This window comes from Devosia sp. UYZn731 (genome assembly GCF_040546795.1).
Lineage (GTDB): Bacteria > Pseudomonadota > Alphaproteobacteria > Rhizobiales > Devosiaceae > Devosia.
Genome location: NZ_JBEPOL010000006.1, coordinates 209,596 through 225,796 on the forward strand (window position 1 = coordinate 209,596; position 16,201 = coordinate 225,796).

The following is a 16,201-nucleotide window of genomic DNA, read 5'->3' on the forward strand; positions in this document are numbered from 1 at the left end:
GGTTTCGCAAGATGAAAAAGGACCCTCGGGCTTGCCCGGGGGTCCTTTTTGTGGTCGCTGCAACCGCCGTTCAGCAGACGCTCGCCACGCGCTCCTTGATCACGGCCAAAACCTCGTCGCCCGGCCGCTTCCACCAATTATCCTTGGAGAAAATCTCCACCTCCTGCGGGCCGGCGTAGCCGGCAGCTTCGATCATGGCGCGGATAGCTTTCAGGTCGATGACGCCATCGCCCATCATGCCGCGGTCGAGCAGCATATCGGTAGTCGGCACCAGCCAATCGCAGATATGATGCGCAAAAATCCGGTTCAGCCGTCCGGCGCGGGCAATCGCGGCGGCCAGGTATGGGTCCCACCATACGTGATAGACGTCGATCGCGACGCCCACATTGGGTCCCAGCAATTCGCAAATATCCAGCGCCTGGTCGATCGTGTTCACACAGGCACGGTCAGCCGCATACATCGGATGCAGCGGCTCGATGGCGATTTTTACGCCCGATGACTGCGCGTGGGGCAGCATCGCCGAGATGCCGTCGGTCACCATTTGCCGCGCCCCGACGATATCCCTGGATGAGCCCGGCAGGCCTCCGACCACGAGTACCAGGCAATCGGCATTCAGCGCCGCCGCCTCGTCGATGGCGCGCAGATTGTCGTCGATCTGCTTTTGGCGACCCTCCGCCGTCTCGGCGGGAAACATGCCACCGCGGCAGAGGCCCGTGACGCGCAGATTATTGGCCGCAACGATTCGCGCCGCCTCGTCCAACCCAATGGCCGCGACCTGATCGCGCCACGGGGAAATAGCCGTAATGCCGGCACGCAGGCAACCGTCCACCGCGTCCCTAAAACCCCAGACTTCGCGCGTCGTCGCCAGATTGAGCGAAATCTGGGTCATGCCACGACCCCATGCACAGCCAGAACCGCCTTCATGCGGGCCACGGCCAGATCCGGATCGCCCAGCACCCGCGCCTTGTCGGCCAGCCGGAACAATTCGGCCAGGTGCTGGATTGAGCGCGTGCTCTGCTGCCCGCCGATCATCGAAAAGTGGTCCTGCAAGCCATTGAGATAGGCCAGGAACACCACGCCGGTTTTGTAGAACCGTGTCGGTGCCGCAAAAATATGCCGGCTCAGCGGTACGGTGGGTTCGAGCAGGTCGAAGAACTCGTTGTTATTGCCGCGTCCCAATGCCGCCAGCCCGGCCGATGCCGCCGGTGCGATGGCGTCGAAAATGCCGAGCAGGGCGTGGGAATAGCCTTGCTCGTCCCCGGCAATCAGCTCGGCATAATTGAAATCGTCGCCGGTATACATTTTGACCGAAGCCGGCAGCCGCCGGCGCATGGCGATCTCTTTGTCCGCCGAGAGCAGGGAAATCTTGATCCCGTCGACCTTGTCTTCATTGGCGGCGATCACGTCGAGGCAGACATCCATGGCCTTGTCGTGATCCGCATGGCCCCAATAACCGGCCAGCGCCGGATCGAACATTTCGCCCAGCCAGTGCATCACCACCGGCTGCTTCACCTGGCTCAGGATGCGGCCATAGACCTTTGCATAGTCGTCGGGGGACTTCGCCGCCGCAGCCAGCGCGCGGCTGGCCATAAGGATGACGCGGCCGCCTTCGCCTTCGACGAACCCCACCTGCTCTTCATAGGCGCGAATAATCTGGTCGATGGTGACCTCGGGTCCCGGCGCCAAATGATCGGTGCCGGCCCCATAGGCGATCAGTGCATCGTCGCGGGTGCGCGCTTCGGTCTGGGCGCGACGGATCAACTCCTGCGCATCGGTCCAGGTCAGCCCCATGCCGCGCTGGGCGGTATCCATGGCCTCGGCGACGCCAAGGCCCAGATCCCATAGCCGATGGCGGAATTTCAGCGTCGTGTCCCAGTCGATCGCCGGGGTGAGCCAGGGGTCGTTGTTGGCCAACGGATCGGCCACCACATGGGCGGCGGCATAGGCGATGCGATTGAAATCGCTCGCCTTGTGTTTGATGAACGGGATGGGGGTTCCGGTCAGAGTGTAGGCGCTGATGGAACGGTCTGGGTTGGGCAGGCTGATGGTCGGCATGATGCGCCTCCGAAAGGCCCCCTCACCCGGCGCTACGCGCCGACCTCTCCCCCAAAGGGCGAGGTGAAGAAGGGCACATTGACTGGTCTTGCGACACCTCTCCCTTGGGGGAGAGGTCGGCCCACTTGGGCCGGGTGAGGGGGCCTTTTTGGCCCCACTTAAAACTCCAGCTTCGGCACATCCAGCCAGCGCCGCTCGGCCCAGCTTTTGAGTCCGAGTTCCGCCAGTTGCACGCCCTTGGCGCCGGCTTCCAACCCGTAAGGCCAGGGCGCGTCTTCGGCGACGTGCTTCAAAAACATTTCCCATTGCGCCTTGAAGCCGTTCTGCGCCGGCCAATTATCCGGCACTTCTTCCCAGTCGGCAAAGAAATTCATCGTCTGCGGCTGATCGGGATTCCACACCGGCTTGGGCGTATTGACGCGATGCTGGGTCCAGCATTTGTGGAGGCCCGCGACGGCCGAGCCATGGGTGCCATCGACATGGAAGGTGACGAGATCGTCGCGCCGCACGCGGGTGGTCCAGCTCGAATTGATCTGGGCAATCACGCCGCCTTCAAGTTCGAACGTCGCATAGGCCGCATCATCGGTATCTGCGGTGAAGCGGTTGCCTTTTTCGTCGACACGCTCGGGAATGTGGGTGGCGCCGAGGCAGGAAACAGCCTTGACCTCGCCGAACAGATTATCGAGCACGTAGCGCCAGTGGCACAGCATGTCGAGGATTATGCCGCCGCCATCGCCCTTGCGATAATTCCAGCTCGGGCGCTGCGAAGCCTGCCAATCGCCCTCGAACACCCAATAGCCGAACTCGCCCCGCACCGACAAAATCTTGCCGAAAAAGCCGCTATCGGCCAACATCTTGATCTTGAGCAGGCCCGGCAGGAACAGCTTGTCCTGCACCACGCCGTGCTTGAGCCCCGAATTGCGGGCTTTCTTGGCCAGCGCCACCGCGACGTCAAGATCGTCGGAAATCGGCTTTTCGCAGTACACGTGCTTGCCGGCGTTCAGCGCCCGTTCCAGCAGCGAGGCACGCATCAGCGTCGTGCCGGCGTCGAAAAACACTGTGTCCTCGGGATTGGCCAAAGCCGCATCGATATCGGTGCCCCAGCGGGCGATATTGTGCTTTTTCGCCAGCTGCTCGATCTTGTCGCCATCCCGCCCGACGATGATCGGGTCGATCACCAGTCGGTTGCCATTGGCGAGCGCGATGCCGCCCTGGTCGCGGATCGCCAGGATCGAGCGCACCAGGTGCTGGTTGTAGCCCATGCGGCCGGTCACGCCATGCATGATCAGGCCTAGCCGTTGTTCCGCCACTGCGTGTCTCCCTTCTTGTAACTAGTTAGTTACTTAGATACACTCCACACAAGCAGAGCGTCAAGACCCGTGCTTAACCCAGCGTCCAGGATTGCCGTCGACGCGGTTGGATTGCTAGGGGATAAGAGATTCGACCGCGAGCAGGGGACACCGTATCGCCATGGACGAGCGCGACAATTTGGGCCTGCCGGAGCCTGACGCGGTGGGGATAACTGCACCGCGCGGTCCCGAGACTGCGGTGCGCCCCCGCGATCCGGAGCGGACCAAGGCGGCGATTCTGAAGGCCGCGCGGGACGAATTTTGCGCCGAGGGCTTCAACGGCGCCCGGGTCGACGCGATCGCGGCGCGGGCCAAGGCGAACAAGCGGCTGCTCTATCACTACTGGGGGAACAAGGAGGCGCTGTATTCGGCGGTGCTGTTCGATGCCTATAGCGAAATCCGGCGGGGGGAGCGGGAACTGTCGCTGGGGCAGTTCGATCCGGTCGAGGCGGTGGGGCGCATGGTGCGGTTCACATTCCGGCACTATCTGGCAAACCCTTGGTTTCCAAGGCTTTTGGCGGTTGAGAACTTGCAGAATGCGCGGTTTCTCAAGCAGCTCAAGGACATCCCGCAACTGCATTCGCCGCTGGTGGCGGAACTACAGGCGATCGTCGAGCGCGGCAGCGCGGCGGGCGTTTTTCGCTCCGATGTCGATCCGGTTCAGCTCTATATCTCCATAGCGGGCCTCGGTTATTTCTATGTGTCCAACATGAATACGCTGTCGGTGATCTTCGGGCGCGACCTTTCGGGCTTTGCCATGGTGCAAGAGCGCGAGGCCCAGGCGGTGCAGATGGTGCTCGACTATCTGCGCACCAAACCGGCGTGAATAACGCCGATGTTCATCCAGCATGCTGGATTTCTTGCTGGCCCGAACCGGGCGTTAACGAGTCCGTAACAGCTCCCCTTTACCTGCACCCCCCAACCGCGTTACACTTCCATACAAGATTGCTTCAGGACGGGTTGACACAGCGCGCCCACTGAACCAAAGTTGTAACCAGTTGGTTATTTAGCGACGGGGAGGTCGCTGGCCACTGTGCCGGTCCGCTCTGCTGGACGGCGAAATTCACCGGGAGGAAACTATATGAGTATCTCTATCGACCGTCGCCAATTCCTGATGGGCAGCACCGCGCTGCTCGCCGCCGCTGCTGCCGGCGTGGGTCCCGCAATGTCGCAGGAAACCCGCATGCGGCTGATCTTCTGGGGCGGCCAGGCCCGCGCCGATCGCACCTATGGGGTGACCGATCTTTATACCAAGGCCAATCCGGGCACGACATTCGACGGCGAGTTCCTCGCCTTTGCCGATTACTGGCCCAAGCTCGCCACCCAGACCGCCGGCGGCAATTCGCCCGACGTGATCCAGATGGACTATCGCTATATCGTTGAATACGCCAAGCGCAACGCCATCGCGCCGCTCGACGAATTCATCGGCAACGGCCTCAACCTCGACGATTTCGACAAGGACCAGCTCGACGGCGGCAAGGTCGATGGCAAGCTCTATGGCATCAGCCTGGGCGCCAATTCGACGGCAATCATGGTCAACACCACCGCTTTCGAAGAAGCCGGTCTTGAGCTGCCGACGCGCGACCTGAGCTATGCCGACCTGCCCGCAATGGCCGAAAAGTGGAATTCGTCCAGCAAGCGCGCCGGCATGAAGCTGTGGAGCGACTATTCGGGCGGCGAGCCGGGCCTCGAAAACTGGCTGCGCCAGCAGGGCAAGGCGCTTTATACCGCCGATGGTCTGGCCGGTTTCACCGCCGAAGACATCACCAACTGGTTCCAGCTCTGGGCCGATCTGCGTGCTGCCGACGTTATAGTGTCGCCCGACGACCAGGCGCTCGACGCGACCGACGCCATCGAAAACACCATGATCACCCTGGGCAAGGCGCCGATCACCTATGCCAATTCCAACCAGTTGATCGCCTTCCAGGCGGTGAACAAGGACAAGCTGACCATGACCAACTATCCGCGCATCAAGGCGGGTAGCGGCGGTGGCCATTATCGCAAGCCATCCATGTTCTTCTCGCTGGGTGCCAGCTCCAAGCAGCAGGCCGAAGGCGCCAAGTTCATCGACTTCTTCATCTCCAATCCCGACGCCGCCACCATTCTGGGCGTCGAGCGCGGCATTCCGTGCAAGGCCTCAACGCGCGACGCCATCAAGCCATCGCTCGACGAGCAGAGCCTGGTGGCGCTGAATTTCGTGTCCAACCTCGGCGATCTGCTGGGTGCCTTGCCGCCATCTCCACCGTCTAATGCCGGTGAAGTGGGCGTCGCGCTCAAGACCAAGAGCCAGGAAGTTGCGTTCGGCCAGCAGTCCCCGCAGGACGCCGGCCCGGCCTTCTTCGCGCAGGCCACCGAAATCCTCGCCCGCGCCAAGAGCTGACCGGATGACCGCGCGCTCTATCCAAGACGCCAATCGCGCTCCGACAACGGGGCGTGCGGTCTCTCCTTCGGTCTGGTCCCAGCTCTGGAGCCGCAATGCAGGCGGCTACCTGTTCCTGCTGCCGTGGTTCCTGGGGTTTTTCGGGCTGACGCTCGGGCCCATGATATCCTCGCTCTATCTGAGCTTCACCAATTTCGACCTGTTGACCGCGCCCGACTGGGTGGGGCCGGCCAATTACGTGCGTATCTTCACCGCCGATCCGAAATTCTCCACCTCGATGCGGGTCACCCTGTTTTTCGTGGTGTTCTCGGTGCCGCTCAAGCTGGCCTTCGCGCTGGGCGTGGCGCTGCTGCTCAATCGCGGCATGAAGGGCCTGCCGCTCTATCGCGCGGTGTTCTACCTGCCCAGCCTGCTCGGCGCTTCGGTGGCCATAGCGGTGCTGTGGCGGCAATTGTTTGCCGGCGACGGCGTGGTCAATGACGCACTGGCGATCTTCGGCATCAAGGGCCCGGCCTGGATTTCCAACCCGAACTATTCGCTGTGGACGCTGGTGGTGCTGTCGGTCTGGCAGTTCGGCTCGCCGATGATCATTTTCCTGGCTGGCCTGCGCCAGATCCCGGTCGACATGTATGAGGCCGCAAGTCTCGATGGCGCCAGCAAGTGGCGCCAGTTCTGGAAGATCACGCTGCCGCTGCTGACGCCCGTGGTGTTCTTCAACTTCATCATCCAGACCATCGAAGCGTTCAAGAGCTTCACGCCGGCCTTCATCATTTCGGGCGGCACCGGCAATCCGATCAATTCGACGCTGTTCTATACGCTCTACCTCTATCAGGAGGCGTTCAGCTTCTTCCGCATGGGCTATGCGTCGGCCCTGGCCTGGATCCTGTTGGCGATCGTTGGCTTCTTCACCGCCTTCTCCTTCCTCACCTCCAAATACTGGGTGCACTATGACGACTGATGTTCAGCGTCTGACAGTTGTCACCGAAAAGCAGACCGCGGCCGTCAAGACCCGCAAGCGCCTGCTGTCGATCCTGGCGCATGTGCTGCTGGTTGGCGCCTCGATCCTGATGCTCTATCCGCTGCTGTGGATGCTCTCGGCATCGCTGCGCCCGGAAAACGAGATTTTCACCTCGACCTCGCTGTGGCCGAGCGCGATCAGCCTCGATTCCTATGTGCGCGGCTGGAACGGCTTGCGGCTGGGTTTTGGCACCTTCTTCATCAACTCCTTCACTATCGCGATCCTGGCCATCATCGGCAACCTCGCGACCTGTTCGCTGGCCGCCTTTGCGTTTGCCCGGCTGGAGTTCTGGGGCCGTGGGTTCTGGTTTGCCATGATGCTGGCGACCCTGATGCTGCCCTATCAGGTGACCCTGATCCCCCAATATGTGCTGTTCCACAACCTCGGCTGGGTGAACACGTTCCTGCCCCTCGTGGTGCCGAAGTTTCTGGCCGCCGATGGCTTCTTCATTTTCCTCATGGTGCAGTTCTTCCGCGGTATTCCCAAGGAACTCGACGAAGCCGCGATGATGGACGGCTGCTCGCCCTGGCGCATCTACTGGAAAATCCTGCTGCCGCTCTCGACCCCGGTGCTGGCGACCGCCGCCATCTTCACCTTCATCTGGACCTGGGACGATTTCTTCGGGCCGCTGATTTATCTCAGCGATATCCGCACCTATACGGTGATGCTGGGCCTGCGCACCTTCGTGGACTCCAGCGCGCAATCGGATTGGGGCGGACTGTTCGCCATGTCCATCCTGTCGCTGCTGCCCATCTTCCTGTTCTTCCTGTTCTTCCAGCGGTTGTTGATCGAGGGCATTGCGACCACGGGGATGAAGCGGTGAGCGATCGTTTCATAACTAGTCCAGTCGCACCGGATAATTTGTTGGTGCCTTCTCCCATCGAGGGAGAAGGAATCGCCGAGACATCGAGCTCTATTTCTGAGGCAAATCAATAGCCATGACCGACCTGAAATTCGCTGCCATCGGCATCAATCACAGCCATATCTATGGCCAGGTGGATTGCCTCAAGACTGCCGGGGCGCAGTTTGTTGCCTTTCACGCCGTGGAAGATGATCTCGCCGCCGCGTTCGGGGCAAAGTTTCCCGAGGCCAAGCGGGTCGCCGATCCGCGCGAAATCCTCGAAGACGGCTCGATCCATATCGTCGTAACGGCCGCCATTCCCGGCGACCGCGCCGCCATTTCCATCGCCGCCATGAAGCACGGCAAGGACGTGCTCTCCGACAAGCCCGGCATGACCACGTTTGCCCAGCTTGAAGAAATCAAGCAGGTCCAGAAAGAAACCGGGCGCATTTATAGCGTCATGTATTCCGAGCACTTTGAAGTGCGCGCCACCGTCGAAGCCGGCAACCTGATCGCGCAGGGCGCCATCGGCAAGGTGATCAACACCGTCGGCCTTGGCCCTCACGCCATTCGCAACAACCAGCGCCCCGACTGGTTCTTCGAGCGTGCCCGCTACGGCGGCATCCTCACCGATATCGGCAGCCACCAGTTCGAACAGTACCTGTTCTTCTCGGGTGCCATGGACGCCGAAGTGGTCTCGGCCAGCGTCGCCAACCGCGCCAATCCCGACAAGCCCGGCCTGCAGGATGTCGGCGACGTGCATCTCAAGACCGCCAATACGTCGGGCTATATCCGCGTCGACTGGTTCACGCCGTCGGGCCTGCCCACCTGGGGCGACGGCCGCCTGACGATCCTCGGCACCGAAGGCTATATCGAGCTGCGCAAATATATCGACATTGCCGGCCAGCCCGGCCAGGACCATCTGTTCATCGTCAACGCGGAAGGCCCGCGTCATATCGATTGCTCCAAGACCGTGCTGCCATACGGCCCGGCCTTCCTCGACGACGTGCGCAATCGCACCGAAACGGCGATGCCGCAGGAGCGCTGCTACAATGCCATGAAGCTGGCGCTGACGGCACAGCAGATGGCGGAACGCGGCACGGAGTGGGCGCAATGAGCGATATCAAGACAGTCGCGATCATCGGCGTCGGCATTGGCCGCAGTCATATCGTCGAGGGCTACATCACCAATCCCGACAAGTTCAAGGTCGTGGTGCTGTGCGATCTCAATGTCGAGCGCATGACCCCAATCGCCGATGAATTTGGCATCGAACGCCGCGTCACCAGTTTTGACGAGGTGCTGGCGATGGACGATATCGACATCATCGACATCTGCACCCCGCCGATGCTGCATTACCCCATGGTGATGGCGGCGCTGCAGGCCGGCAAGCACGTGATCTGCGAAAAGCCGCTGGTCGGCTCGCTCGAGCAGGTCGATGCCGTGATTGCCCAGGAGAAGATTTCCAAGGGCAAGCTGATGCCGGTGTTCCAGTATCGCTTTGGCGACGGCATCGAGCAGGCCAAGGCCATCATCGATGCCGGCATTGCGGGCAAGCCCTATGTGGGCACCGTGGAAACGCTGTGGACGCGCGGGCCCGATTATTATGCCGTGCCGTGGCGCGGCAAATGGGCGACCGAGCTGGGCGGCGTGCTGATGACCCACGCCATTCATCAGCACGACCTGTTCACCTATCTGATGGGCGACATCAAGCGCCTGTTCGGCCGTGTCGCCACCCGCGTCAACGACATCGAAGTCGAGGATTGCGTTACCGCCTCGCTCGAACTCGAAAGCGGCGCATTGGGCAGTTTTACCGCCACGCTCGGCTCCGCCGATGAAATCACCAGGCTCCGGTTTGCGTTCGAGAACGTTACGTTCGAAAGCGACCACGAAGCCTATAATCCCGGCGACAAGGTGTGGAAGATCCTGCCGCGCAATCCGCAGACCAAGGCGAAAATCGACGCGCTGCTCAAGGATTGGGTGCATGTGCCCTCGCGCTTCCAGACCCAGATGGCCCGCTTCCACGACGCGCTGACCGGCAAGGCGGAATTGCCTGTTACCAGCAAGGACTCGCGCCGGGCGCTGGAACTGGTCACCGCATTCTATCAGTCCTCGACGACCCATCAGGACGTCCAACTGCCTCTCGCCGCCGATCATCCCAAATACAAAAGTTGGGTGCCTGCCGAGTTTTTGGCCCGCACTTAGGAGACCGCCATGGCGACCAGCGTCACGCTCAACAAGATCGTCAAGGCCTATGGCGATATCGAGGTTATCCACGGCATCGACCTGACCATCGAGCCGGGTGAATTCACCGTCTTCGTCGGCCCCTCGGGCTGCGGCAAGTCCACCCTGCTGCGCATGATCGCCGGATTGGAGCCGATCACCGGCGGCGATCTGGTCATCGACAACCAGCGCATGAACGACATCCCGGCGGCCAAGCGCGGCATCGCCATGGTGTTCCAGAGCTATGCTTTGTATCCGCATATGAATGTGTACCAGAACCTGGCCTTCGGGCTGGAGACGGCGCGGGTGCCCAAGGCCGAAATCGAGGCGCGGGTGACGCGGGCGGCGGAAATCCTGCAGATCGTGCCGCTGCTCAAGCGCAAGCCCAAGCAGCTGTCGGGCGGCCAGCGCCAGCGCGTCGCCATCGGCCGTGCCATCGTGCGCGAGCCCAAGATTTTCCTGTTCGACGAACCTTTGAGCAACCTCGATGCCGAACTGCGCGTGCAGATGCGCGTCGAAATCGCCAAGCTGCACAACGATCTGGGAAACACCATGATCTACGTGACCCATGATCAGGTCGAGGCCATGACCATGGCGGACAAGATCGTGGTGTTGCGGGCCGGGGTGATCGAGCAGGCCGGCGCGCCGCTGGAGCTCTACAACAATCCCAAGAACCTGTTCGTCGCGGGCTTCATCGGTTCGCCCAAGATGAACTTCCTCACCGCCACGCTCGAAAGCGTCGATGCCACGTCCACGCGCCTCAAGACCGCGGGCGACAGCGTCACCCTGCCGCGCGCCGTCGCGGGCAAGGGCGGCGATGCCGTCACCTTCGGCGTGCGTCCCGAGCACATCACCATCACCCAGGGCCAGGGCATCAAGCTGGCCGACGTGAAGGTCGATCTGGTCGAGAACCTGGGTGGGCAGACCTTGCTTTATACCACCACCGCCGACGGGCAGACGCTGACCATCGTGCTCGAAGGCCAGCGCGAGGCGGCTTTGGGTTCCTCGGTCACCGCCTATATCGATCCGGCCCGCATCCACCTGTTCAATGCCGCCGGGGCTGCCATTTAGACTCAGGCGGTTTCCTGATCTCATGCGGTTCTGCCCTCACAGCTGTTCTTCCCGCGGGCTTGACCCGCGGGCCGCTCACCCGCTTGTGCCCTGCTGATGGTGGCCCGCGGATCAAGTCCGCGGGAAGGGCGGTGGGTGGGATGGATTAAGCCAGGGACGAGCGCTTTAGCAGATCGCCTGAGAGCAGATCGTCCGAGCCGCCTGCCCAAGCCGCCATTGACGAGCCTTCAAAGAGCGCCCGCTTCCAGTCGGCGCTCTTTTTGTCGCACGCGGCGCGGCGCCGTTTTCCCGCCGCATATTATTGCCAAAAGATGAATCACGGGCCCGTGAATAGGGTCTTCAATCGATTTTGTTAGGGCTGGGCGTTTCCAGTTCAAGGCATTTGGAGCGATTGGCTGCCCTTCACAATTTGCATGGCTCCCATGCAACAACTTTTACCCCATTGCCGCGTTGCCATTTTGCCGAAAAAGGTAGTCCGCGTCAGGTCTTGAGTAACTTGTTTTGACCCTCCCCGTTTCCGCTTCACGTCCCAGCCGCCGTCTTGTCCTGCAAGGCATCGGTGCCAGCCTCGCCTTGCTCTCGACCACGGCGCTGACCGGACCCGGTTTTGCCCAGTCCGAGGCATCGGAAAGCTTTGCTTTCAGCTTTGACGATCTGAGCGCGCGCATGCGCGACACGGCCGCGGGTCCCTATGAGCATGCCACCTTCAAGATGCCCGAATTGTTCGCCGGGCTGGACTATGACGCCTATCGCAAAATCCAGTATCGGCCCGGTCGCGGCAAATGGGCCGACCTCAATGCCGGCTTCCAGGTCCAGGCCTTCCATCTGGGCTGGCTGTTCCCCGAGCCGATCAAGCTTTATGAACTGGCGGATGGCAAAGCCACCCCGTTCTCGTTCGCCTCGGCCGATTTCGAATATCACGACACTGCGCTCGGCGCTGAAGCCGCCAAGGTGGATTTCCCTGGTGTCGCGGGCTTCCGCCTCAACTATCCGCTCAATACGCCCGACAAGGTCGACGAGCTGGTCTCGTTCCTTGGCGCCAGCTATTTCCGCGCCCTGGGCCGCGACAATCTCTACGGCCAGAGCGCCCGTGGCCTGCTGCTGAACTCGTGGCTCGAAGGCCCCGAGGAATTTCCGCGCTTTTCCGAGTTCTACCTTGAGCGCCCGACCGCCGGCGCGCCGCTGGTGCTCTATGCCGCGCTCGACAGCCAGAGCGTGACCGGCGCCTATCGCTTCGAGATCACTCCCGCCAATGACGGCGAGCAGGCCACCATCATGGATGTGACCGCCCGTCTGTTTTTCCGCAATGACGTGGAACAGCTCGGCGTGGCGCCGCTGACCTCGATGTTCCTCTATGCCGAAACCAACCGCAATAATTTCGACGATTACCGCCCGCAGGTGCATGACACCAATGGCCTGTCGATCACCCGCGAAACCGGCGAGACCATGTGGCGCGCACTCGACAACGTGGCGGCGCGTGGCGACTCCTATTTCTGGGAAAACAATCCGCGCGCCTTCGGGCTCGACCAGCGCGGCCGCGATTTCGAGACCTATCAGGATGCCGGCGCGCATTACGAACTGCGCCCTTCCGCACGGGTCGAACCGGTCGGCGATTGGGGCCAGGGCAATATCCGCCTGATCGAAGTGCCCTCCACGCTGGAAGTCGATGACAATATCGTCGCCTTCTGGGTGCCGGCCGATCCCGTCAAGGCCGGGCAGGAACGCGAATACCGCTACAAGCTGCTCTGGGGCAATCTGGTGCCCGATGGCAAGGCGCTCGCCTATGTGGTTGAGACCCGTGCCGGCGCCGGTGGCGTCTCGGGCGTCACCAATGCCCATAATTTGCGCAAATTCGTCGTCGATTTTAAAGGCGGCGAATTGGAGAGCTGGAACCCCGAGACGCCACCGGACGTTCTCGCAAACGTGTCCAGTGGCACGATCAAAACATCCACCGTATCCAAGATCGCCGCCAACGGCGTCTGGCGGCTGGTCATCGATGTGGAAGCGTCCGGGGAACCGGCGCACATGGAACTCAAGGCTTATCTTGTCGGGGGCGGCAAGCAATTGACAGAAACCTGGCTCTACCAGTGGAGAGCGGAAGTATGAAATACGACACAGACCTGATTTTTGCCAACGCCCTGCCAAACGCCCCCATGTCCATGCCCAAGCAGCGGCTTGAGCGGCGCCATACAATGATGGCGACCCTGCGCACCATGCTGGCAGTATTGCCCTGGCTGTGACGCACGCTGTTTTTGCCATGATTGACGCCCGGAGCGCGCCATGACAGGGGCCTTTTTGACACGCAGTGTCGCCTTGGGCGCAGCAGCAGTACTGAGCCTGCTTGGCGGCTATGTGTTCCTCGGTTTTGCCAGCACCGGGGGTATCTCGCCGCTCGATGTGCTGCGCACCGCGCTGGTCGTGCTGTCCGGCTTCTGGCTGGTCTGGGGCGGCGCTGCGGGCATTATTGGCCTCTTCGTGCGCCACCGTGCATCATCGTTCGATGCCCAGCAATTGCCGCGCGGCCTGACCGCCATTCTGGTGCCTATATATAATGAGGACCCGTTGGTGACCTTTGCGCGCGTCGCGGCGATGAACCGCAGCCTGCGCACCCTGGGCATTGAAAGTCGTTTTCACATCGCTATCCTGAGCGACACCACGGCGCTGGAAGTGGCCGCCATGGAGGCCGTCTGGTTCCAGCAACTTTTGGCCGAACCCGAGAGTGCGGGACGCATCTTCTATCGCCGCCGCGAGCAGAATATCGGCAAGAAGGCCGGCAATATCGAGGATTTCGTCACGAGTTCAGGCGGCGCCTACGATTACATGCTGATTCTGGATGCCGACAGCCTGATGGAAGGCGCCACTATCGGCGAGATGGCGCGCCGCATGGATGCCGATCCGGACCTGGGCCTGCTCCAGACCCTGCCCAAGATCATCAATGCGCGCTCTTTCTTTGGCCGCTCGATGCAATTTTCGTCGGCCTATCTGTCGCCGGCCTTTTCACGCGGCGCCTCCGTGCTGCAGGGCAATGAGGGTCCCTATTGGGGGCACAACGCCATCGTGCGCGTTTCGGCTTTCGCCGCCAATTGCGGCCTGCCGGTGCTGTCGGGCAAGCCACCCTATGGCGGCCATATCCTGAGCCACGACTACGTCGAGGCGGCGCTGCTGGCGCGGGGCGGCTGGAAGGTGCATCTCGATCCCCATCTGGGCGGCTCGTTCGAGGAAGGCCCGGAAAATCTGGTCGAATATGCCAAGCGCGATCGTCGCTGGTGCCAGGGCAACCTGCAGCATCGCCGCCTGATGTTCGCGCCCGGCCTGCGGCTGTGGAGCCGTTTCATCTTCCTGCAGGGCATCATGGCCTATCTGGCTTCGCCCCTGTGGCTGGTGCTGATGGGGGTCAGCATCCTGGCTGCCATGTTGCCGGAGCCTGCGGCTCGGCCGGCGTCCGAACTGTTTATCGACGGCGTCTGGTCGCTGGCCGCCGGCGTGGCGCTGCTGCTGGTGCTGCCCAAACTGCTGATCCTGATCCGTGGCGTCTTCGATCGCGAAAACCGCCGCTTCGGCGGCACGCTGCGGGCGGGCTCGTCGGTGCTGATGGAAATCATCTTTTCCACGCTCCTGGCGCCGATCCTGCTGATGCTGCAAAGCCGCGCCGTCATGCAGGTGCTGCTCGGCCTCGATGGCGGCTGGCCCGCCACCAAGCGCGCGGAAAACCACCTCGACCTGCGCGATTCTTTCGCCAATAGCTGGTGGATCATGCTGATCGGCGCCGTCACCATGCTGGCGACGCTGGTATTTGCGCCCAAGATCGCCCTGTGGGTTGCGCCCGCCATGTTGCCGGCAGTGTTCGCTCCGGTGCTGATCTCGGTCAGTTCGCGCGTTGCGGCCGGCAAGAAGGCTCCGTGGTTCTTCCTCACCGCCTCCGAGCAGGCGCCATCGCCGGTCATTGCCGAGCATCGCACCATCATGGCGGCCTGGAGCACCCAGGGCGCGCTCGAGCCCATCATCATGGTCGAGGCGCGGCGCGTGGTCGAGCAAGTCAATGCTTGACGCGATCCCGCGTACCTGGGAGCGCATGGGTGCCGGCTGGACCCACCTGGTGACCGACACACCGAGTGTCGATATCGACGGCATTCCGGCCAAGCGCGATGCGCGGCTCGACATGTTTCGTGGCCTGGCGCTGGTGATGATCTTCATCAATCATGTTCCCGGCACGGTGTATGAAAATTTCACCAGCCGCAATTTCGGCTTTTCCGATGCCGCCGAAGCCTTCGTTTTCATGTCGGGACTGGCGGCGGGCCTTGCCTATTCGCCGCGGTTTCGCAACGGCTCGTTCTGGCTGGCCACGGCTCGCGTCTGGGCCCGCTCGCGCCATCTCTATTATGTGCACCTGACCATTACGCTGCTGTCGATTGCCATCTTTGCCGCCGCGGCATTGTGGTTCGGCCAGCAAGACGTGCTGACCAAAAATAACCTGCCGCGCCTGTTCAGCGAACCGCTGGCGACGTGGATCGGCATCCCGCTGCTGACTCACCAACTGGGTTATCTCAATATCCTGCCGCTCTACATCACGCTGCTGCTGGCGACGCCGCTGTTCCTGTGGGTCGGGCTCCGGCGGCCACTGCTGCTGCTCGGCGCCTCGGTGGCGCTGTGGGCCCTTGCGGGCCAGTTCCGGTGGAACCTGCCCAATTATCCGACCCAGGGCGGCTGGTTCTTCAATCCATTGTCCTGGCAATTGCTGTTCGTCACCGGCCTGCTCTGCGGCGCCGCGATGAAGCAAGGCAAGCGCTTCTTCCCCCGCACCAAGCTGCTGTTCGGGCTGACCTTGGCCTGGGTGGTGATCGCGCTGTTCTGGGTCAAGCTGCCCGTGATCGGCAGTGCCGGCATGGCCATGCTCAGCGCCATGAGCAAGGCGGGGCTGCCGTTTTACCTCACCTGGTTCGATAAGACGTTCCTGGCCCTGCCGCGCCTGTCGCATGCGCTGGCGCTGTTTTATGTGGTGGCCTCGATCACCGCCATCCGCCAGTTCGCCAGCGCCAACTGGGCCGCGCCGCTCCGGTTGCTGGGCCGCCAGGGACTGCCGGTCTTCGCCTTCGGCACGGTGCTGTCGATGGCCCTGCAGGCGATCAAGACGCCGCTGGAGAACGATCCGCTGGTCGATGGCCTGCTTTTGGCAGGCGGCCTCGGCCTGCAATTGGGGCTGGCCTGGATCCTGACGCGCACTGCCGAGATGAGTCGCGCCCGCGCCGCCATCGCCTGACGGGCTTCTG

The 16,201-nt window shown here is 62.2% G+C and carries 14 protein-coding genes; 11 read left to right on the forward strand and 3 right to left on the reverse strand.

Annotated elements, in window-relative coordinates; all coding sequences use genetic code 11:
- Positions 1-70: 70 nt before the first annotated feature.
- The 3 genes from ABIB57_RS16240 to ABIB57_RS16250 form a co-directional block, all read right to left on the reverse strand.
- Entirely contained in the window at positions 71-889 is an 819-nt protein-coding gene (locus ABIB57_RS16240; protein ID WP_354042157.1) for a sugar phosphate isomerase/epimerase family protein, read from the reverse strand.
- Positions 886-2,055: a dihydrodipicolinate synthase family protein gene (locus ABIB57_RS16245; RefSeq protein ID WP_354042158.1), complete on the reverse strand. Its 1,170-nt coding sequence runs from the start codon at positions 2,053-2,055 to the stop codon at positions 886-888. Before ABIB57_RS16245 ends, ABIB57_RS16240 begins: the two co-directional genes overlap by 4 nt.
- A gap of 158 nt (positions 2,056-2,213) precedes the next feature.
- Positions 2,214-3,338 carry a Gfo/Idh/MocA family protein gene (locus ABIB57_RS16250; protein ID WP_354042434.1) on the reverse strand — a complete coding sequence of 375 codons (1,125 nt, stop codon included), beginning with the start codon at positions 3,336-3,338 and terminating at the stop codon, positions 2,214-2,216.
- A gap of 187 nt (positions 3,339-3,525) precedes the next feature.
- Between ABIB57_RS16250 and ABIB57_RS16255 the strand changes: the two genes are divergently transcribed.
- From ABIB57_RS16255 to ABIB57_RS16305, 11 genes are all read left to right on the forward strand, one after another.
- Complete coding sequence (locus ABIB57_RS16255) at positions 3,526-4,230, forward strand: TetR/AcrR family transcriptional regulator (RefSeq protein ID WP_354042159.1); 705 nt, start codon at positions 3,526-3,528, stop codon at positions 4,228-4,230.
- A gap of 255 nt (positions 4,231-4,485) precedes the next feature.
- Positions 4,486-5,784, forward strand: coding sequence for an ABC transporter substrate-binding protein (locus ABIB57_RS16260; protein WP_354042160.1), 1,299 nt, complete (start codon positions 4,486-4,488; stop codon positions 5,782-5,784).
- Between the two features lie 4 nt (positions 5,785-5,788).
- The gene (locus tag ABIB57_RS16265) at positions 5,789-6,742 is read left to right on the forward strand and encodes a carbohydrate ABC transporter permease (RefSeq protein WP_354042162.1); all 954 of its coding nucleotides are present in this window, start codon (positions 5,789-5,791) and stop codon (positions 6,740-6,742) included.
- Between the two features lie 109 nt (positions 6,743-6,851).
- Entirely contained in the window at positions 6,852-7,625 is a 774-nt protein-coding gene (locus tag ABIB57_RS16270; RefSeq protein ID WP_354042435.1) for a carbohydrate ABC transporter permease, read from the forward strand.
- 115 nt (positions 7,626-7,740) lie between these two features.
- Positions 7,741-8,760, forward strand: coding sequence for a Gfo/Idh/MocA family protein (locus ABIB57_RS16275; protein ID WP_354042163.1), 1,020 nt, complete (start codon positions 7,741-7,743; stop codon positions 8,758-8,760).
- A complete protein-coding gene (locus tag ABIB57_RS16280) occupies positions 8,757-9,845 on the forward strand; it encodes a Gfo/Idh/MocA family protein (protein WP_354042165.1) in 1,089 nt (362 codons plus the stop codon). The genes ABIB57_RS16275 and ABIB57_RS16280 overlap by 4 nt, the downstream gene beginning before the upstream one ends.
- Before the next feature lie 9 nt (positions 9,846-9,854).
- Positions 9,855-10,934, forward strand: coding sequence for an ABC transporter ATP-binding protein (locus tag ABIB57_RS16285; protein WP_354042166.1), 1,080 nt, complete (start codon positions 9,855-9,857; stop codon positions 10,932-10,934).
- 501 nt (positions 10,935-11,435) lie between these two features.
- Positions 11,436-13,040 carry an OpgD/OpgG family glucan biosynthesis protein gene (locus tag ABIB57_RS16290; RefSeq protein ID WP_354042167.1) on the forward strand — a complete coding sequence of 535 codons (1,605 nt, stop codon included), beginning with the start codon at positions 11,436-11,438 and terminating at the stop codon, positions 13,038-13,040.
- Entirely contained in the window at positions 13,037-13,174 is a 138-nt protein-coding gene (locus ABIB57_RS16295; RefSeq protein WP_354042168.1) for a hypothetical protein, read from the forward strand. The genes ABIB57_RS16290 and ABIB57_RS16295 overlap by 4 nt, the downstream gene beginning before the upstream one ends.
- 40 nt (positions 13,175-13,214) lie before the next feature.
- Positions 13,215-14,981, forward strand: coding sequence for a glucans biosynthesis glucosyltransferase MdoH (gene mdoH / locus ABIB57_RS16300; protein WP_354042169.1), 1,767 nt, complete (start codon positions 13,215-13,217; stop codon positions 14,979-14,981).
- Entirely contained in the window at positions 14,974-16,191 is a 1,218-nt protein-coding gene (locus ABIB57_RS16305) for an OpgC family protein (protein WP_354042170.1), read from the forward strand. Before mdoH ends, ABIB57_RS16305 begins: the two co-directional genes overlap by 8 nt.
- Positions 16,192-16,201 lie beyond the last annotated feature (10 nt).

What these genes read in the sequence shown, in the direction of transcription:
- ABIB57_RS16275 (WP_354042163.1), top strand. Translation starts at nt 7,741, where the DNA reads ATGACCGACCTGAAATTCGCTGCCATCGGCATCAATCACAGCCATATC.
- ABIB57_RS16250 (WP_354042434.1), bottom strand. Translation starts at nt 3,338, where the DNA reads ATGCATGGCGTGACCGGCCGCATGGGCTACAACCAGCACCTGGTGCGC.
- ABIB57_RS16240 (WP_354042157.1), bottom strand. Translation starts at nt 889, where the DNA reads ATGACCCAGATTTCGCTCAATCTGGCGACGACGCGCGAAGTCTGGGGT.
- ABIB57_RS16255 (WP_354042159.1), top strand. Translation starts at nt 3,526, where the DNA reads ATGGACGAGCGCGACAATTTGGGCCTGCCGGAGCCTGACGCGGTGGGG.
- ABIB57_RS16295 (WP_354042168.1), top strand. Translation starts at nt 13,037, where the DNA reads ATGAAATACGACACAGACCTGATTTTTGCCAACGCCCTGCCAAACGCC.
- ABIB57_RS16270 (WP_354042435.1), top strand. Translation starts at nt 6,852, where the DNA reads ATGCTCTATCCGCTGCTGTGGATGCTCTCGGCATCGCTGCGCCCGGAA.
- ABIB57_RS16280 (WP_354042165.1), top strand. Translation starts at nt 8,757, where the DNA reads ATGAGCGATATCAAGACAGTCGCGATCATCGGCGTCGGCATTGGCCGC.
- ABIB57_RS16260 (WP_354042160.1), top strand. Translation starts at nt 4,486, where the DNA reads ATGAGTATCTCTATCGACCGTCGCCAATTCCTGATGGGCAGCACCGCG.
- ABIB57_RS16305 (WP_354042170.1), top strand. Translation starts at nt 14,974, where the DNA reads ATGCTTGACGCGATCCCGCGTACCTGGGAGCGCATGGGTGCCGGCTGG.
- ABIB57_RS16265 (WP_354042162.1), top strand. Translation starts at nt 5,789, where the DNA reads ATGACCGCGCGCTCTATCCAAGACGCCAATCGCGCTCCGACAACGGGG.
- ABIB57_RS16245 (WP_354042158.1), bottom strand. Translation starts at nt 2,055, where the DNA reads ATGCCGACCATCAGCCTGCCCAACCCAGACCGTTCCATCAGCGCCTAC.
- ABIB57_RS16285 (WP_354042166.1), top strand. Translation starts at nt 9,855, where the DNA reads ATGGCGACCAGCGTCACGCTCAACAAGATCGTCAAGGCCTATGGCGAT.
- mdoH (WP_354042169.1), top strand. Translation starts at nt 13,215, where the DNA reads ATGACAGGGGCCTTTTTGACACGCAGTGTCGCCTTGGGCGCAGCAGCA.